General features: G+C 70.4%; 16 protein-coding genes. 9 read left to right on the top strand and 7 right to left on the bottom strand.

Going from position 1 to position 18,004, the window contains the following annotated elements; translation table 11 throughout:
- Nucleotides 1–30 precede the first annotated feature (30 nt).
- Nucleotides 31–663 carry an ATP-binding cassette domain-containing protein gene (locus tag EDF42_RS00560; protein ID WP_260234916.1) on the top strand — a complete coding sequence of 211 codons (633 nt, stop codon included), beginning with the start codon at nucleotides 31–33 and terminating at the stop codon, nucleotides 661–663.
- Between the two features lie 15 nt (nucleotides 664–678).
- Here EDF42_RS00560 and EDF42_RS00555 read toward each other — a convergent pair whose 3' ends face one another.
- From EDF42_RS00555 to EDF42_RS00540, 4 genes are all read right to left on the bottom strand, one after another.
- Nucleotides 679–1,920, bottom strand: coding sequence for an MFS transporter (locus tag EDF42_RS00555; protein WP_123671167.1), 1,242 nt, complete (start codon nucleotides 1,918–1,920; stop codon nucleotides 679–681).
- A gap of 49 nt (nucleotides 1,921–1,969) precedes the next feature.
- A complete protein-coding gene (locus EDF42_RS00550; protein ID WP_260234915.1) occupies nucleotides 1,970–2,998 on the bottom strand; it encodes a Gfo/Idh/MocA family protein in 1,029 nt (342 codons plus the stop codon).
- Nucleotides 2,995–4,014 carry a Gfo/Idh/MocA family protein gene (locus EDF42_RS00545; RefSeq protein ID WP_123671166.1) on the bottom strand — a complete coding sequence of 340 codons (1,020 nt, stop codon included), beginning with the start codon at nucleotides 4,012–4,014 and terminating at the stop codon, nucleotides 2,995–2,997. Before EDF42_RS00545 ends, EDF42_RS00550 begins: the two co-directional genes overlap by 4 nt.
- An 81-nt stretch (nucleotides 4,015–4,095) precedes the next feature.
- Nucleotides 4,096–5,118: a LacI family DNA-binding transcriptional regulator gene (locus tag EDF42_RS00540; RefSeq protein ID WP_123339168.1), complete on the bottom strand. Its 1,023-nt coding sequence runs from the start codon at nucleotides 5,116–5,118 to the stop codon at nucleotides 4,096–4,098.
- 216 nt (nucleotides 5,119–5,334) lie between these two features.
- Between EDF42_RS00540 and EDF42_RS00535 the strand changes: the two genes are divergently transcribed.
- From EDF42_RS00535 to EDF42_RS18590, 7 genes are all read left to right on the top strand, one after another.
- A complete protein-coding gene (locus EDF42_RS00535; RefSeq protein ID WP_123671165.1) occupies nucleotides 5,335–7,368 on the top strand; it encodes a beta-galactosidase in 2,034 nt (677 codons plus the stop codon).
- A complete protein-coding gene (locus EDF42_RS00530) occupies nucleotides 7,365–8,276 on the top strand; it encodes a carbohydrate ABC transporter permease (RefSeq protein WP_123294575.1) in 912 nt (303 codons plus the stop codon). Before EDF42_RS00535 ends, EDF42_RS00530 begins: the two co-directional genes overlap by 4 nt.
- Nucleotides 8,273–9,223 (top strand): carbohydrate ABC transporter permease, encoded by a 951-nt coding sequence (locus EDF42_RS00525; protein ID WP_243648935.1) that lies wholly within the window; start codon nucleotides 8,273–8,275, stop codon nucleotides 9,221–9,223. Before EDF42_RS00530 ends, EDF42_RS00525 begins: the two co-directional genes overlap by 4 nt.
- A 64-nt stretch (nucleotides 9,224–9,287) precedes the next feature.
- Nucleotides 9,288–10,625, top strand: coding sequence for an ABC transporter substrate-binding protein (locus tag EDF42_RS00520; RefSeq protein ID WP_123671164.1), 1,338 nt, complete (start codon nucleotides 9,288–9,290; stop codon nucleotides 10,623–10,625).
- 135 nt (nucleotides 10,626–10,760) lie between these two features.
- On the top strand, nucleotides 10,761–11,888 hold the full coding sequence (locus EDF42_RS00515) for an XRE family transcriptional regulator (RefSeq protein WP_123671163.1): 1,128 nt from the start codon (nucleotides 10,761–10,763) through the stop codon (nucleotides 11,886–11,888).
- Between the two features lie 2 nt (nucleotides 11,889–11,890).
- On the top strand, nucleotides 11,891–12,238 hold the full coding sequence (locus tag EDF42_RS00510; protein ID WP_123671162.1) for a hypothetical protein: 348 nt from the start codon (nucleotides 11,891–11,893) through the stop codon (nucleotides 12,236–12,238).
- Entirely contained in the window at nucleotides 12,235–12,429 is a 195-nt protein-coding gene (locus EDF42_RS18590) for a hypothetical protein (RefSeq protein WP_148067579.1), read from the top strand. Before EDF42_RS00510 ends, EDF42_RS18590 begins: the two co-directional genes overlap by 4 nt.
- 11 nt (nucleotides 12,430–12,440) lie before the next feature.
- On the opposite strand, the gene EDF42_RS00505 is transcribed toward EDF42_RS18590, so the two are convergent.
- Genes EDF42_RS00505 through EDF42_RS00495 form a run of 3 tightly spaced genes read right to left on the bottom strand, consistent with a single transcriptional unit; the run spans nucleotide 12,441 to nucleotide 15,911 of the window.
- Entirely contained in the window at nucleotides 12,441–13,181 is a 741-nt protein-coding gene (locus EDF42_RS00505; RefSeq protein ID WP_123671161.1) for a copper homeostasis protein CutC, read from the bottom strand.
- Nucleotides 13,178–14,734 (bottom strand): M81 family metallopeptidase, encoded by a 1,557-nt coding sequence (locus EDF42_RS00500; RefSeq protein ID WP_260234910.1) that lies wholly within the window; start codon nucleotides 14,732–14,734, stop codon nucleotides 13,178–13,180. The genes EDF42_RS00505 and EDF42_RS00500 overlap by 4 nt, the downstream gene beginning before the upstream one ends.
- Nucleotides 14,727–15,911: an ROK family protein gene (locus EDF42_RS00495; RefSeq protein ID WP_111085915.1), complete on the bottom strand. Its 1,185-nt coding sequence runs from the start codon at nucleotides 15,909–15,911 to the stop codon at nucleotides 14,727–14,729. Before EDF42_RS00495 ends, EDF42_RS00500 begins: the two co-directional genes overlap by 8 nt.
- Before the next feature lie 216 nt (nucleotides 15,912–16,127).
- On the opposite strand from EDF42_RS00495, the gene EDF42_RS00490 reads away from it, so the two are divergent.
- Nucleotides 16,128–17,924, top strand: coding sequence for a peptide ABC transporter substrate-binding protein (locus EDF42_RS00490; RefSeq protein WP_123671160.1), 1,797 nt, complete (start codon nucleotides 16,128–16,130; stop codon nucleotides 17,922–17,924).
- Nucleotides 17,925–18,004: the final 80 nt, after the last annotated feature.

Raw genomic sequence — 18,004 nt, 5'->3', positions numbered from 1 at the left:
AACGACTATCGATACTGATAGCGTGCTCAGGTGTTCGCGACCGATCCGATGCCCGCCGTCCGCCTCGAGCAGGTGACCGCCCTGCGCGGGGAGCGGACCGTCCTCGACGGCCTCGACGCGGCCTTCCCGGCCGGCCGGGTCACCGCGCTGACCGGACCCAACGGATCCGGCAAGTCGACGCTGCTCGACGTGGTGGCGGGCGTGCTGCGGCCGACCGCCGGGCGCATCACGGGCCTCCCGTCAGGCGGCGTCGCCCACGTGAGCCAGTCCGTCCCGCCGACCACGCTCCCGCTCACGGTCCGCGCGGCCGTCACGATGGGCCGGTGGCGTCACCGGGCCTGGTGGCGACCGCTCGGACGCGACGACCGCGCCGTCGTCGACGTGCAGCTCGAGCGGATGGCGATCGCCGAACTGGCCGACCGCCCGCTCGACGCGTTGTCCGGCGGCCAGCGGCAGCGCACGCTCGTGGCACTCGGGCTGGCGCAGCGGGCGCGCGTGCTGCTCGTCGACGAACCGACGGCCGGCGTCGACGCGGCGTCCGCTGCGCTCGTGGTGGCGGCGCTCGCCGCCGAGGCTGCCGACGGCGTCGTGGTCGTGCACGCCGCACACGATCCGGTGGCGATCACCGCAGCCGACGCCGTGGTCACGCTCCCCGCGCCCTGACGGCGCGGGTGGCGGTCAGGGGCAGGCGACGGCGACGGAACCCGTCGAGGTCGGCACCGGCACCGGTGCCGGAGCCTCGTCGGCGACCGGCGCTGCGCTCGAGCGGCGCAGCCCGAGGGAGACGAGCACGATCGCACCCACGACGGCGACCCCTCCCGACAACCAGAAGTCCGCAGCGAGACCGAACGACGACACCGCTGCGCCGCCGAGCACCGACCCCGCGGCGATCGCGAGCTGGATGGTCGTGACGAACAGCGCGAGCCCGGTCTCGGACCCGGCGGGCGAGGCCGTGGACATCCACGTCTGCATGCCGAGCGGCAACGCGCCCCAGACCAGCCCCCACACCACGAGCAGCACGAACACCCCGACGACGGAGTGCGCGAGCAGGGGGAGCAGGACCACTGCGACCGCGAGGGCGACCTTGGACACGCTGATGGTCCCGAGCACGCTCCGTCCCAGGGTGAAGCCGGCGGCGAAGTTCCCGACGATCCCCGCGACGCCGAACACCAGGAGCGCGAGCGTGACGGTGTCCGGTCCGACCCCGACCAGGTCCTGCAGGTACGGCGCGATGTACGTGTACGCGGCGAACTGTGCGGCGAACAGGAACGCCGCGGCGATCAGACCGACACGGGCGCGGGGGACGCGGAGCAGCGAGCCGAGCGTCGCGAACCGGACCTGCTGCTGCGCGGGGATGCGCGGCAGCATCGCGAGCTGCAGGACGAGCGCGACCAGACCGAGCACACCGCCGATGACGAACGCGAGCCGCCAGGTGGCGAGCGACGAGACGAGGGCGCCGAGCGGCAGGCTCACGACCGTCGCGACCGAGACGCCGGCGGTGATGAGCGAGGTCGCCCGGATCGTGGCGGCCGGCCGGACCAGTCGACCGGCGATGCCGGCGCCGATCGCCCAGAACCCGCCGATGCCGACGCCCAGGAGCATCCGGGCCACGAGCAGCACACCGAACGAGGGCGCGATCGCCGCGAGCCCGTCCGCCACCACGAGCAGCACGGTCAGCGAGACGAGCACGACACGGCGGTCCACCCGCGAGGTCAGGACCGTGACGACCGGCGCCGCGACGGCACCGACCAGCCCGGTGGCGACGACCATGAGTCCGGCCGTGCCGATCCCGACGTCGAGGTCGGCGGCGATGGCGGGCAGGAGTCCGATCGGCAGGAACTCGGAGAGCACGAGGACGAAGGATCCGAGTGCGACGGACGTGACACCGAGCCACCCGCGGCGCTCTGCTGACGAGGTCATGGGTTCGTCAAGCAGCGCCGGTCGCGGGCCATTCCCGCGTGTCGTGTCGCTACTCGCTGGCTACCGACACGGTGCGGCCCGACGCCACCGACTCCTGCGCGGCGAGCACGATCGACAGGGTCCGCAGCCCGACGTGCACGTCCGGCTGCGGCTGCACGCCCGATCGGACGGCGTCGACGAACGTCCGGAGCATCGCCGCGTCGGGGTCGGCGCCGTAACGGGACTCGATCGGCAGTCCGGTCTCCGCGACGATCCCGCGTGCAGCCGCCCCGAAGAAGTCGAGCGACACCGTGCCGCCCGTCCCGGCGACGTCGAGCGTCAGCCCACCCCACACCGCCGAGGTGTCCGGCTTGCTCCACGAGCAGTCGATCGCCGCGACGACGCCGTTCGCGTACGTGATCGTGACGAGTCCGGCGGTCTCCGCCTGCGCCCGGGCCGCGTGCAGCGTGCGGTTCGCCACCGCGGTCACGGTGACGGGCGCCGACCCCATCAGGCCCTCGAGCAGGTCCGCGATGTGCACGACGTGGTCGACGATCGCGCCGCCGCCGGACAGCTCCGGCTCGGTGAACCACGACCGGGTCAGGGGGAGCATGCCGTTGTTCGCGCCGCGGACCGAGAACAGCTGCCCGAGCGCTCCGGAGTCGTGCGCCGCGCGGAGCTTGTCGAACGCCGAGGTGAACCGCACCGGGAACGCCACCATGAGCATGACGCCCGCGGCCTCGACGGCGTCGCGGATCGCGAGGCCGTCCTCCCACGTGGTGGCGAGCGGCTTCTCGCACAGGACGTGCGCTTCGGCGGCGGCCGCGGCCTCGACGAGTTCGCGGTGCCGGGCGTTCTCGCTCGTGACGACGACGGCGTCCGGGCCCCAGGCGAGCAGCTCGTCGTAGGTGTCCGCGTAGTCGACCCCGAGCTCGTCGGCCAGGTCGCGGCCACGCAGCTCGATGACCGTCTCGCCCGTGCTGACGCCGCCCGGGTCGGCACCGCGGACCTCGACCCCGGGCATCGCGGCGAGGGCGGTGAGGTAGCCGATCGCATGGGTGTGGGCGAACGACATCACGGCGATCTTCAGGGCGGTCACGCGCGAGCCCCCGTCGTCAGGGACACCGGCTGCCCGGTGTCCATCGACTCGAGCGCCGCGTTCGCGATCCGGACCGCCTCGGCGCCGTCCGCCGCCGTCACCCGTGGAGCGGCACCGCCGGTGAACGCCCCGAGGAACTCGGCGAGCTCGAGTCCGTACGGGTCGTCGGCGGGGTCGACCTCGGGCAGGAAGCCGTCCGCGGCGTCGGGCACCGCGAGGTCGGCGACGTAGTCCTGTTCGTCGAGCGACCGGTGCGCCAGGCTGCCGCGCGTGCCCGTCACCGAGTACTCGGTCGAGAACGCGAGGTGCTGCGGTCCCCAGATCCCGGCGACGTGGCTGATCGCCCCGGACTCGTGCGTGAGCAGGACGTGTGCTGCCTCCACCGGCTCGGCCTCGGTGCCGGCACGGACGCCGACCGCCGACACCGTGGTGACGGGTCCGGCGACCCACCGTGCGATGTCGAGGTCGTGGATCATCTGGTCCATCACGATGCCGCCGGACAGTGCCCGGTCGGCGAACCACGCGGTGCGGATCGGGAAGGCCCCGGAGCGCACGAACCGCAGGACAGCCAGGTCGCCCAGGAGGCCCGTGGTGACGGCGTCGTGCAGGCGCACGTACGCGGGGAAGAAGCGCACCACGTGGGCCGGGAAGAGCTGCCGGCCGGCGTCCTGCGCACGGGCCACCAGGTCCGCAGCGTCGGCGTCGGTCCGGGCGAGGGGCTTCTCCGACACGACGTCCTTGCCGGCGGCGAGTGCGGCCCGCACGACCTCGGCGTGGGCGAAGGTCGGCGTCACCACGTCCACGACGTCGACTTCCGCGAACAGGTCGTCGAGCGAGTCGACGACGGTGATCGACGACCCCGCGGCGGCTGCTGCCGGGGCGAACGCGGCCGCGAGCTCTTGCGCACCGTCCTGCGCGTACACGACGACCGGGCCGAGCCGGAGCAGGCCGGGCATGTGCGCGTGGGCGATGCCGCCGGCGCCGACGAGGCCGATCCGGGGAGGGGTCGGGGGCATCGGGGCTCCTTCGCGGGGTGGACCGGTCGACGGTGACGGGGACCGGTCCATGCTACCGAGACGGCGGTCGGAGGGTGGTGCTCAGGCGGAGCCGCGCCAGACCACCTCGGTCGGCAGGATGAGTCCGTGCGGGCCCTCGTCGGCGCCGGCGATCTGCGCGAGTACCTGCTGCGCCGCGCTCTCGCCGAGGGTGTGCGCGGGTTGCCGGACCGTCGACAGCGGCGGATCGCAACGCAGTGCCCAGGCGCTGTCGTCGAAGCCGACCACGCCGACGTCACCGGGGACCGACCGGCCGCTGCGCTGCAGGACGTCCATCGCGCCGGCAGCCACGGCGTCCGAGGCGGCGAACACCCCGTCGAGGTCGGGGGCCCGGTCAAGGAGCTCACGCATGCCCTCGGTACCTGCGGTGTAGCTGAACAGCGGGTTCCGGGCCACCAGCTCGGGGTCGAAGCGGTCGCCGAGGGCTGCGGTGAAGCCGGCCAGTCGGTCCTGCCCCGAGTCGCGGTCGAGCCCGGACGCGAGCATGCCGATCCGCTTCCGGCCGGTGGCGACCAGGCGCCGGGTGATCTGCTCGGCGGCCGCGCGGTTGTCGATGCCGATGTACGAGATGTTCGCGGCGTCGGACGGGTGGCCGACGAAGCACGCCGGCATGCCGATCTCCTCGATCGCCCGGGTGATCGGGTCGCCGTCGCGGGCGGACAGCACGATGGCACCGTCGACGAACCCGCCGCGCAGGTACTCGACGACGCGCTCGTTGTCGCGGGCCGAGTCGACCATGATCGTGACGAGCTGCTGGTCGGCCTGCGACAACACCGTGTTGGTGCCGATCAGGATGTTGCCGATGTTCGGGTCGTCGAGTACCTGGACCGACGGCTCGTGCACGATCAGGGCGATCGCTCCGGAGCGTCGGGTGACCAGGCTCCGGGCCGCCGCGCTGCGCACGTAGCCGACGCGCCGGACGGCTGCCTGCACGGCTTCGCGGGCCTCGGGCGACACGTACGGTTCGTCGTTCAAGACCCGTGAGACGGTGCCCCGGGAGAGTCCTGATTCGTCGGCGACGTCCTGGATCGTGGCGCGCTGGCGTGCGGTTCGGACCTCGGACATGCGGCAACCATATCCGTCCCGCGACGGGCTCCAGCACGCGTCTTGTTGACAGCGGTCCGCTTCTGGTGTTCACTCTGGGAGCGCTCCCAGAACGATCCGAACCCGTTCGATCCGGCTGGACTGGGAGCGCTCCCAGAACCTGAGTGACCTTCGCCGTCGAAGGGGTCGTCAACGACCGGAGCGGCAGCGGTCGCCCCGATCAGCGAGGACCCTGACGTGACCACGACCACCCTGCCGACGCCCGCCACCGGGGCGCTCGGGCTCGGCTCGACCGGGCTCGCCTTCGGGTGCGACTACAACCCCGAGCAGTGGGACCCTGCGGTCTGGGTCGAGGACGTCCGGCTGATGCGCGAGGCCGGGGTGAACCTGGTCGCGATCAACGTCTTCGGCTGGTCGCACGTCGAGCCGCGTCAGGGCGAGTACGACTTCACCGCGCTCGACACCGTCATCGAGCTGCTGCACGGCGCGGGCATCGGCGTCGACCTCGGCACCGGCACCGCCTCGACCCCGCCGTGGCTCACCACGCTGCACCCCGAGGTGCTGCCCGTCGTGGCGGACGGCACCACGCGCTGGCCCGGCGGGCGGCAGGCGTTCTGCCCGAGCTCCCCGGTGTACCGCGAGCACGCACTGGCTCTGGTCCGCGCCACGGCGGAGCGCTACGGCGACCACCCCGCGGTCAAGCTCTGGCACGTGTCGAACGAGCTCGGCTGCCACAACGCGCACTGCTTCTGCGACGTCTCGGCCGAGGCGTTCCGTGGCTGGCTCCGTGCCCGCTACGGCACCGTCGACGAACTGAACGCCGCGTGGGGCACCTCGTTCTGGAGCCAGCGTTACTCAGCGTGGGAGCAGGTGCTGCCGCCCCGCGCGACGCTGTCGTTCACGAACCCCGCGCAGACCATCGACTTCGACCGGTTCTCGTCCGACGAACTCCTCGGCCACCACCGTGCCGAGGCCGCCGTGCTGCGCGAACTGAGCGACAAGCCCGTCACCACGAACTTCATGGTCGCCGCGCACATCACCGCGCTCGACTACTGGTCGTGGACGGCCGACATGGACGTCATCGCGAACGACCACTACCTCGACCACCGCCTGCCCCGCCCGCACGCAGAGCTCGCCTTCACCGCGGACACCACCCGCGGACTCGCCGGCGGAGCCCCGTGGCTGCTGATGGAGCACTCGACCGGCGCCGTGAACTGGCAGCCGCACAACGTCGCGAAGGCACCGGGCCAGATGCTGCAGGACACCGTCGCGCACATCGCCCGGGGCGCGGACGGCGTCTGCTTCTTCCAGTGGCGCGCGTCGGTGCAGGGCTCCGAGAAGTTCCACTCCGCCCTGCTGCCGCACGCCGGCATCGACTCGCGCACCTGGCGCGAGGTCGTCGCCCTCGGGTCGCTCGTCGAGCGGCTCGGCGAACTGCGCGGATCCCGGGTCGTCGCCGAGGTCGCGCTCGTCTTCAGCTGGGAGAACCAGTGGGCCGCCGACCTGGAGGCCCACCCCACCACTGCGCTCCGGTACCTGGAGCAGGTGCACGCGTTCCACGCCGCGCTCCGGGACCTCGGGGTCACGGTCGACGTCGTCGCGCCGGGCGCCCCACTCGACGGCTACGCCGCGGTCGTCGTCCCCGAGCTGTACCTGGTGCGCGACGAGCACGCCGCCGTGATCGCCGACCACGTCGCCGCCGGTGGCCACGCGGTCGTCACCTTCTTCAGCGGGATCGTCGACGAGCGCGACCGGGTCCGCACCGGCGGGTACCCCGGCGCCTTCCGCGACCTGCTCGGCATCCGCGTCGACGAGTTCCTGCCGCTCGCCGCGGACCAGGCGATCGCGTTGTCCGATGGCACCACCGGCACCGTGTGGTCGGAGCCCGTCGCGCTGCGCGGCGCCACGAGCGTCGTCGAGTACGCCGAGGGGCCGCTCGCCGGCTCCGCCGCGGTCACCCGCAACGACCACGGCGCTGGATCCGCCTGGTACACGTCCACCGTGCTCGAGGCCGACGCGCTGCGCGACCTGCTCCGCCGCGTGCTCGCCGAGGCCGGCGTCTCCCCGGATCCCGCGACCGCACCGGGTGTCGAGGTCGTCCGGCGCCGCGACGACCAGCACGAGTGGGTGTTCCTGCTCAACCACTCCGACCAGCCCGCCTCGCACACCGTCACGGGCCACGAGCTCGTCACCGACCGACCCGTCGACGGCGTCACCGTCCTCGACGCCGGCAGCACCCAGATCATCCGCACCGACAGGAACCGATCATGACCACCACCACCCAGCGGCCCCGCGCCGTCCGTCGTCGGGGCGGGGGCTCCCGCTACCGCCTGGCGATCGCGATCTTCGTGGTCCCGTTCGCCCTGCTGTTCACCGCGTTCTACCTCGTCCCGATCCTGTACGCCGTGTGGCAGTCGCTGCAGAAGATCGAGCGCCAGGGCACGTTCGGCGCCCCGACACAGGTGTTCGGCGGGCTGAGCCAGTACGCGCTCGTGTTCCAGAACAGCGCGTTCTGGGACTCGGTGCTCCGCGTGCTGCTGTTCGGTGTCGTGCAGGTCCCCGTGATGCTCGGGCTCGCGCTCCTATTCGCGCTGCTGCTCGACTCCCCGCTGCTGCGTGGCAAGCGGTTCTTCCGCCTGGCCTTCTTCGCGCCGTACGCGGTCCCCGGTGTCATCGCGGCGATCATGTGGGGCTACCTCTACGCCCCGGACCTGTCGCCGTTCTCCGCCGTCACCTCGAAGGTCGACTTCCTGGGGTCCGGCACCGTGCTCTGGGCCGTCGCGAACGTCGTGACCTGGGTCTTCGTCGGCTACAACATGCTCATCATCTACTCGTCGCTGTTGGCGATCCCGGCCGAGATCTACGAGGCCGCCAAGCTCGACGGCGCCTCGCAGCTCCGGATCGCGCTGTCGATCAAGATCCCCCTGGTCGTGCCGGCGATCGTCCTGACCGCGGTGTTCTCGGTGATCGGGACGCTGCAGCTGCTGACCGAACCGACCGTCTTCCGGCAGTTCACCTCGACGATCTCGTCGACGTTCACGCCCAACATGCTCGTCTACTCGACCTCGTCGGTGCCGAACTTCAACCTGGCGGCCGCGTTCTCGGTCGTCCTCGCCCTCGCCACGTTCATCCTGTCGATCGGGTTCCTCCGACTGACCCAGCGGAAGGCCGCCCAGTGACCGTCCACGCACCGACCCCGGGCGACACCGTGCGCGACGCGGGCCGACCGCTCGAGCCGAACCGGGCCTCCCGTCCGCACCAGCACGGTGCGCGCGGGCCGCGGGAGAGCGTCATCTCGCGCAGCGCCGCGATGATCGTGATGGGTGTCTTCACCCTGTACTTCCTGCTGCCGATCTTCTGGCTGTTGGTCTCGTCGACCAAGACGGCCGCGAACTTCAACACCACGTTCTCGCTGTGGTTCAGCGCGACCTCGGTGCAGGACTTCTTCGCGAACCTCGCCGAGCTGTTCACGCGGCAGGACGGCATCTACCTGCGCTGGCTGCTCAACAGCATCGCCTACGCCGGTGTCGCCGGGCTGCTCGGCACCGTGCTGTCGGCGATGTGCGGGTACGCCCTGGCCAAGTACCGGTTCCGTGGACGCGAGGCACTGTTCAACACGTTCCTCGGCGGCGTCCTCGTGCCGGCCACGGCGCTCGCCCTGCCGCTGTTCCTCATCTTCAGCCAGGTCGACCTGACCGACACGTTCTGGTCGGTGTTCCTGCCGAGCATCGTCAGCCCGTTCGGCGTCTACCTGTCGCGGTTGTTCGCGGCGTCGAGCGTGCCCGACGAGATCATCGAGGCCGCGCGCATCGACGGCTCCGGCGAGGTCCGCACGTTCTTCACCGTCGCCGTCCGGCTCATGTCGCCGGCGCTCGTGACGATCTTCCTGTTCCAGTTCGTCGCCGTCTGGAACAACTTCTTCCTGCCGCTCGTGATGCTCCGCGACTCGTCGCTGTTCCCCGTCACGCTCGGCCTCTACACGTGGAACTCGAGCGTGAACCAGTACCCCGACCTGCGCACCCTCGTGCTCATCGGGTCGTTCGTCTCGATCATCCCGCTGCTCATCGCGTTCCTGAGCCTGCAGCGCTTCTGGCGCTCCGGCCTCGGGTCTGGCGGTCTGAAGTAGCCACCCGACCAGCACTCCCTCCGCACACCAGCCCTCCCCACACCACATCCCGAACGGAAACAGCATGAAGACAACGAAGTTCCTCAGCGTCGCCGCCCTGGCGGTCGCCGCGACCGTCGCCCTCGCCGGCTGCAGCGCCGGCGGCAGCGGCGGCGGCGGTTCCTCCGACACCGCAGCCGCGAGCTGCAAGCCCTCGAGCGGCAAGGTCACGCTCGACTTCACGACCTGGGTGCCGAACATGGACAAGGTCGTCGCCATCTGGAACAAGGCGAACCCGGACATCCAGGTGAAGACCTCGATCGTCGCGAACGGCAACAGCGGGACGTACCAGAACTTCTTCAACCAGCTCAAGGCGAAGCAGGCGCCCGACATCGGCCAGGTCGAGTACGACACCCTGCCGGCCTTCCGGGTGCAGGGCGGCCTCGAGGACATCGGTGCGTGCTCCGGCATCTCGGCGGCGAAGAAGGACTTCTCCGACGGCCTCTGGAACCAGGTCACCTTCGGCGAGTCGAAGTCCGTCTACGCCGTGCCGCAGGACTCCGGTCCGATGGCGCTGTACTACCGCAAGGACCTGTTCGATAAGGCCGGGCTCGACGCCCCGAAGACGTGGGAGGAGTACGCCGAGGACGCCGTCAAGATCAAGGCGCTCGGCGGCAACATCACGAACTTCGCCAAGGGTGACGTCAACCAGTTCGCCGGGCTCGTGTCACAGGCCGGCGGCCAGTGGTTCGCGAACTCGGGTGACTCGTGGAAGGTCGACCTGACCGACGCGAAGTCGAAGAAGGTCGCCGACTACTGGCAGGACCTGATCGACAAGAAGCTCGTGAACACCCTGCCGAGCTTCACCGACCAGTGGAACGCCGCGTACGACAGCGGCCAGGACTGGACCTGGGTCTCTGCCGTCTGGGGTGCGAACACCATCTCGAGCGGTGCGCCGTCGACCTCCGGAAAGTGGGCCGTCGCGCCGATGCCGCAGTGGAGCGACGGCGAGTCGAAGTCGGCCGCGTGGGGCGGTTCGTCGAACGTCGTCTTCGCGGGCAGCGAGCACCCCGCCGAGGCATCGAAGTTCCTGGTCTGGCTGAACACCTCGACCGAGGCGCTCTCCGCACTGAACAAGGAGGCCAACCTCTACCCGGCGTCCTCCACCGGCGCCGAGCTCCCCGCGCTGACCGAGGGACTCCCGTTCTACGGCAACCAGAAGATCTACGAGGAGTTCGCGACCGCGGCGAAGGACATCCAGCCCTTCACCTGGGGTCCGACGATGACGCAGACCTACTCGGACGTCTCCGACGGTTTCGGCTCGGCGGCGTCCGGTGACGGCACGCTGCTCGAGGCACTCGAGTCCGGGCAGTCCAAGACGGTGGCGGCGCTCAAGGCGCAGTCGATCCCGGTCAAGGGCTGACGTGCTGACGCGCTGACGGCGGACGGGAGGCACGGTGCCAGCTGGCACTGTGCCTCCCGTCCGTTGCTCGGTCACGCTGGCAAGCGCTGCATGTGATGTGTTGCCGTTTGCGATAATCGCAAGTAGGCTAGCAACATGGCCGAATCCCTGGAACAACGTGTCGAAGCCGTCATCACATCGGTCGACCTCGGGCGAGCGGACTTCGCGGCCTCCATCGGCATCGACGCGAGCAAACTCTCGAAGTCGCTCTCGGGTCGGCGACGGTTCTCCTCCCTTGAACTGGCCAGGATCGCCGACGTGGGCCGTCGCAGCGTCGATTGGCTGATCACTGGACGTGAGCCGTTCCGACCGGTGTTCGCCCAGCGTGCCCGGCTCGTTGGTGTCGATGACGAGGTGGGCGCGAGGACGGTCGAACTCCTCGCCGCGGGTGTTCGTGGCCTCGCATCGGTCGACCGCCCGTTGGTCCTGCCTGAGCTCCCGCAGCTCGCCCAACGGTCGAGCTGGTACACGGTCGAGGCGGCTGAGCTCGCGCGTCGCTTCGTCGCGGCGATCGGTCGACCGCTCGGCGGCCTGTCGACGCACGATCTCATCTCGGCCATCGAACGAGTCTTCGGCGTGATGGTCGTCGTCACCGACCTGCCGGAGGGGATCGACGGTCTCTCGTACGAGGATGCGCAATGTCGGGTGATCCTCCTCGCGACCACCGACCGACCCCTGCGTCAGCGATTCACGCTCGCGCACGAACTCGCGCACATCGCCTTCGGTGATGCTCGTCAGGGCATGCTCGAGGAACAGATGGGGACGGCGCGCTCGAACGTCGAGCGGCGCGCGAACAGCTTCGCCGCGGCCTTCCTCGCCCCCGCGGACGAGCTCAGCGCGGCGATCGGCGGGCGCTCGACGGCAGCGGCGTTCCCGGAGCTGGTCGGGCACTTCCAGCTCCCGCCCGAGTCGATGGCATGGCGGCTCTTCAATGGGAAGCACATCGACGAGACCGTCCGAGCAGGTCTGATCGGCCTGCGCGCTCGCTCGATCTACATGCAGCTCGGGAAAGCGGCCGAGTACGTCGACCTGTCGCACGCTGCGGGGGAGCCACGTCCGAGTTGGCTGCTCGTCAACGCTGCCCTCGATGCCTACCGCGACGGTGACACGACGGTGAAGCCCGTCGCGACGATCCTCGGGTGGGCACCGCAGGATGCCGAGGAGTTCTTTGCGCTGGACGACGGATCGACACCGGTCCCAGAAGCCGGCGTGACCGAGAACTGATCGTGGCGCTCCACTGGTTTCCGGACAACTCGCTGATCTGCAACTTCGCTGCCGTCGACGAACTCGACCTCCTGCGTGCCAGCCTCCACGGTGCAGGGAGGGTCGTAGAAGCCGTTGCGTTCGAGATCGAGCGCTCCACATCCCGTGTTCCGAACCTTGCCCGGCTGGACCTCCATGACTGGTTCGGTCCGGCGATCGAATTCCGCGATGCAGTCGATCAGCTGCAGATCGAGGCGGTGCGCACGGGCCGCTTCGGCGGTGGCGACGAGAAGCCCCTGGAACACCTCGGTGAGAGTCAGACGCTCCACCTGTCCGGACCCGCGCGGAGTTCGCGAGAAGCGTCTGGATGAGTGAGGACGGCGGGTCGCTCAGAGTGGCCGGGCGCATGGGCATCGTCACTCGAGACACGCGTGCTGTCCTCGAGGAACTCGTCGCGTTCGGTGAGGTGACGGCGCAGCGGGCTTACACGATCGCCGTCGCGATCGAGCAGGCCGATCGGCCGATCCTCAGGATGCCGACGTCCTCCCGCGACCTGTCGTGATCGGACCAGTGTCAGGTGTCGAGGGCGCGTCGCGCGGCCGCCACGACCTCGGCATCGGTCACGAAGTGCGCGGAACCGTCGTCGGCCCCGCCCATCGGGACCCCGGCGTGCGCGCTGTCCGGCGCGGCACGCTTTGCCGACAGGTGCACGGCGGCGGCACCCGTCGCGACCAACGCCCGGATGTCGGCCGGGGTGACACCGGCACCGGCCATGACCTGCACCGGCCCGGCGGCGTCGACCATCCGGGCGATCGTGGCAGCGCCGGCTCCCGCGGTGGGGGCGCCGCCGGAGGTCAGCACGCGCGTGAAGCCGAGCACCGCGAGCGTGGCTGCTGCCGCGACGGGGTCCACCGCGTGGTCGATCGCCCGGTGCAGGGTGATCTCGGCGGTCGTGCTGACCGAGCGGGCGGCGTCGACGAAGCGGCGCAGGGCGTCCTCGTCGAGGGTCCGGTCCGGGCGCAGCGCACCGACGACGACGCCGGCGGCACCGGAGCGCAGGACCGTCCGGACCTCGCGCACCATGAGCTCGACCTCGTCGGGGGTGTGCACGAACCCGCCGGGGCGGCACCGGACCAGCGCGTGCGCCGGGATCCCGGTCTCGTGGGTCGTCTCGACCAGGGCCTGCGACGGCGTCAGCCCACCGAGTTCGAGCCCGACGCAGAGCTCGACCCGGTCGGCCCCGCCGTCCCGTGCGACGACCGCACCCTGCGGCGAGGTGACCGCGATCTCGAGTGCAACGGGCGAAGGGGTCATGCAGAGGCTCCGAGTGGCTGGTCCGAGGCCGGGATGATCCTGGCGGTCAGGTCCGGGGCCTCGGGGAACACTCGATCGTAGGGGAACATCGGCCGCTCGATCCTGTGGTGCCCGAGGCGCAGCAGGTCCTGGTCGACACCACCGGGGGTGAGCGCGAGCATCCAGTCGGCGGCCATGTCGAACAGCTCCGGCTCGAGGTACCCGATCTTCACGACGACGACGTCGGCCTGCCGTGGTGCCAGGTCGAGGTCGGTGAAGTCGTGCTCGTGGTGGTACGGCTTGCGCAGCTTCGTCAGGATCGCGAAGACGCTGCCGACCTGCAGCACGACCTCGGTCTCGGCGTCGCGGTCGCCGTGCTTGATCGCGTGGACCCGGCCGGTCATGGTGATCGGTCCGGCGTGCACGGCATCGACCGACGCACCCGCGGTCACCGTGACGGTCGCACCCACACCGGCCTCGACCGCGGTCGCCACGGCAGCGGCGCCGGGGACGCTCGCGTAGATCAGGGTGGGGCCGTCGGCGCTCGCGAAGGCCGGGTTCGCGAGCACCTGCGTCAGTCCCCAGGTCATGTCGCCGGAGCCGCCCGCGGTGGGGTTGTCGCCGGAGTCGGACACGAAGTAGGGGTGTGCAGCTCCGGGTGCGAGCGCGGCGGCGAGGCACTCCTCGAACGTGCCGGTCGGTGCGACGAAGACGAAGTCCTCGCGGACGTCCCAGAAGGCACGGGCGAGGCGCTCGGCCCCGGCGGCCACGGCGGCCTCGTCCCACCCGGTGACGACGGTGACGGCCTGGTCGCGGGGCTGGTCCGCCCAGGCGTAGCCGACCCAGATCGCGGCGTCGAGCACGCCGTCGGTCTGCTCGACGAGCGGCACCTGGGCGTACAGCGAGGCAGCGGGTTCCAGGCGGGTCGAGGTCTGCTCCCCGGGCAGCAGGACGGGGATCGGGATCCAGGCCTTCACGGGGCGCTGCGCTCCGGCAGGACGCGTGGTGAGCACGTCGACCAGGTTCCGGACGGCACGTTCCTTGGTCTCCATGGCGTCCTCGTGCGGGGCCATCCGGTAGCAGGTGACGAGGTCGACCTGGTGGGCGAGCTCGCGCGTGACGTTGCCGTGCAGGTCCATCGACGCCGACACGATGACGTCCGGGCCGATCACCGCACGGATCCGGCCGAGCAGGTCCGCCTCGGCGTCGTCGAGGCCCTCGACGACCATCGCGCCGTGGATGTCGTACCAGAGGCCGTCCACGTGCTCGGCGTCGACGATCGCGCGCAGCCGCGTGACGATCTCGGCCGCGAGCTCCTCGTACGACGCCCGGTCCACGATGCCGCCGGGCAGCGCGTGCCCGATGAGCGCCCCGCGGAAGTCCGCCGCGTCCGACATCGCGGACAGGAACGGGTACCGTGCCACGACCTCGTCGCCACGGTCCGGGTGGAACGCCGGCGCGTGGGTGCGGGTGGGGGTGAAGGTCGACGTCTCGATCGCCAGCCCGGCGATGGCGACGACCGGACGACGGGCACCGGCGGGGACGGCGGGGGTGGCGGACACGGTCTCAGACACGGACGCTCCTGTTCCTGGTGGTGGACTGCGGGATGGGGGTGGACAGCTCCTCGAGCGAGGCGGCGAGGCCCCGCTGCAGTGCGAACTGGCCGGCACCGACGAGCCCGGCATCGGCACCGAGCGACACCGGCTCGATGGCCAGGTGCTGCGTCATGAGCGGGTGGCAGCTCTCGTAGAGCTGACTGCGCACGGCCGCGATGAACGGGTCGAGGGTCGAGAGGATGCCGCCCAGGTAGACGGCGTCCGGGTTGAAGAAGTTCACGTTGGCCGCGAGCACCTCGCCGAGGTACCGACCGGCCAAGCGCACGGCACGGGTGGCCTCGGGGTGGGCGTCCGAGGCGAGTCGGACGACGTCGGCGGTCGAGGAGACGTCGACCCCGGCGCCCGACAGGATCCGCACCAGGGCAGCTCCGGACGCGACGGTCTCGAGGCACCCGGTGTTCCCGCACGAGCACGGGGTGTCGCCGGCGGCGTCGATCCGCACGTGGGTGATGTCCCCGGCCGAGCCCGTGGACCCGCGGTACAGGCGGCCGTCGATGACGATGCCCGCGCCGATCGCCGACCCGGCCTTGATCGTGATGGTCTGCCGGCGCCCTGGAGGCTGCACGCTCTGCTCGCCGGCGGCCATGCAGTTCGCGTCGTTGTCGACGATCGCCGGCAGGCCGAAGCGGTCGGACAACCAGGCGGCCACCGGGAACCCGTTCCAGCCCGGCATCCGGCTCGGCAGGTCGACGACACCGGCCTCGACGTCGACGGGTCCGGGCAGGCTGAGCCCGACCCCGCGCAGACCGGCGCGGCCACGGTCGTCGGCGAGCCGCTCGAGCAGGCCGGCCAACCGTTGCAGGCCGGCGGTCGGACCGTCGGAGAGCGCGAACGGGACGTTCGCGACCGACTCGAGCGCGCCTCCCGGCAGCACGATCCCGACCCGCGCGTGCCCACCGCCGACGTCGGCGGCGACCGCGTACTCGTCGACGCCGCCGATGCGGAGCACCTTGCGGGGACGGCCGCCGGTCGAGACGTCGGTGCCCTCTTCCGCGAGCAGCCCGTGCGACAGCAGCTGGGTGACCACGTGCGACACCGTCGACGGAGCGGCGCCGAGCAGTGTGGCGATCTCGGTGCGACTCGCGGCCTGACCCGACGCGACGAGTTCGAGGACGCGAGCAGAGAGGTCCGTCACGACTTTCTCCAATCCGGGGGAAACGACGGCCGAACCGACCGAACACCCGGAGCCTAACCGGCGGAACGGCCCGTTCACCCTTTCGTCCAAACGGCAGAAACGCAGTTTTTACACGAAGATGTTTGTTTTTCCAACGGCTTTGGCCATTGACTGTGTCCGTGCCGCTCGGCACGCGTGCTCCACCTCCCCAGAACTCCCACGCACCAGGAGACACACATGACCAAGCCCCGCCGCTGGGCGCTCCTCACCGGAGCAGCGATCGCCGTGAGCGCCCTGCTCGCCGGATGTTCCGGGGGTGGTTCCGCCACCTCGAACGCGAATCCGGACGAGATCGACTACGCCCTTCCTGCGAACTTCACGCCCAACTGGATCCTGCCGATCGGCACCGCCGCGCACCTCAACACGAACAACGGCTCCATCGCGCAGTCGTTGTACGAGCCGCTCGTCGCGTACGACGGCTCCACCGGCAAGATCGCGTGGAACAAGGACGGGTCCGTCGCCACGGACGCGGAGTTCGCCGACGACGGCAAGAGCGTCGAGATCACCCTCGGTGACCGGCACTGGTCCGACGGCGAGGCGATCACGAGCCGCGACGTCGAGTTCTGGTTCAACCTGATCAAGGCCAACAAGGACCAGTGGGGCTCGTACTCGGAGGGCAAGGCGCCGGACAACTGGACGTCGTTCAAGGCCGTCGACGACACCCACTTCACGATCACGTTCGACAAGGCGTACAACTCGGACTGGATGCTCGCCAACCAGCTGAGCCACATCATCCCGCTGCCGCAGCACGCCTGGGACAAGACGAGCGCGAGCGCGAAGGTCACCGACGCCGACGAGACCACCGCCGGCGCGAAGCAGGTCTGGAAGTACCTGAACACCGCGGCCGGCAAGATCTCGGACTACGCCACCGACGACCTGTGGAAGACCATCTCCGGTCCGTACGGCGTCAAGGCGTTCACCACCGCCGGCAAGGTCACCCTCACCGCGAACACGAAGTACGACGGTGGCGAGAAGCCCTCGATCACGACCGTCAACCTGCTGCCGTTCACGACGGCCGACGCCGAGGTGAACGCGGTCCGCTCCGGCGAGGTCGACTACGGCTACATCAACGCCACGGACATGGACCAGGAGTCCTCGTTCACGGCGAAGGGCTACGAGGTCGAGCCGTGGACCGGCTGGGCCATCACCTACATGCCGTACAACTTCAACAACCCGGACATGGGCGCCGTCTTCAAGCAGCTGTACGCCCGCCAGGCCGTGCAGATGTCGATCGACCAGAAGTCCCTGTCGAAGGTCGTCTTCAACGGCACCGCCACCTCGACCTACGGCCCGATCCCGCAGGCGCAGGAGTCCGACTACGTCTCCGACGTGCAGAAGGACAACCCGTACCCGTTCAGCACGTCGAAGGCCAAGGACCTGCTGACCAGCCACGGCTGGGAGGAGCAGGGCGGCACGATGGTCTGCACCGACCCCGGCACGTCGGCCAGCCAGTGCGGCGAGGGCGTGAAGGACGGCACGAAGTTCACCATGGGCGTGCTGTCGCAGTCCGGCTCGACCGTGACCGACAACATGATGAGCGCGATCCAGTCCTCGCTCGCGAAGACCGGCATCGGCTTCACGATCAAGACCGCGCCGGTGTCGAGCGTGCTCTCGCAGACCCCGACCTGCACGAGCGACGAGGCCAGCTGTGACTGGGACCTGTCGTTCTTCGGCACCGCGGGCAGCTGGTACTTCCCGGCCTACCCGACCGGTGAGTCGCTCTTCTCGACCGGTGGTTCGGCGAACTTCGGCAGCTACTCGAACAAGCAGGTCGACGACCTCATCGACGCGACCACCACCTCGACCGACGCCACCGCCGTGCAGGACTACAGCGCAGCGGTCGCGAAGGACCTGCCGGTGATCTGGCTGCCGAGCCCCGACTACCAGATCTCGGTCGTCAAGAAGGGCCTGTCCGGCTTCGACCAGGACTCGCTCGCCAACTTCCACCCGGCCCAGTGGAAGTGGAACAAGTAAGACCGTGACCACGGACGGGAGGCGCGGTGCGCGTCCGACGCGCACCGCGCCTCCCGTCCCTCGCACGTCTCCAATCCGAC

The organism is Curtobacterium sp. PhB172, assembly GCF_003752545.1.
Lineage (GTDB): Bacteria > Actinomycetota > Actinomycetes > Actinomycetales > Microbacteriaceae > Curtobacterium.
This window is presented reverse-complemented; position numbering and strand designations above follow the sequence as displayed.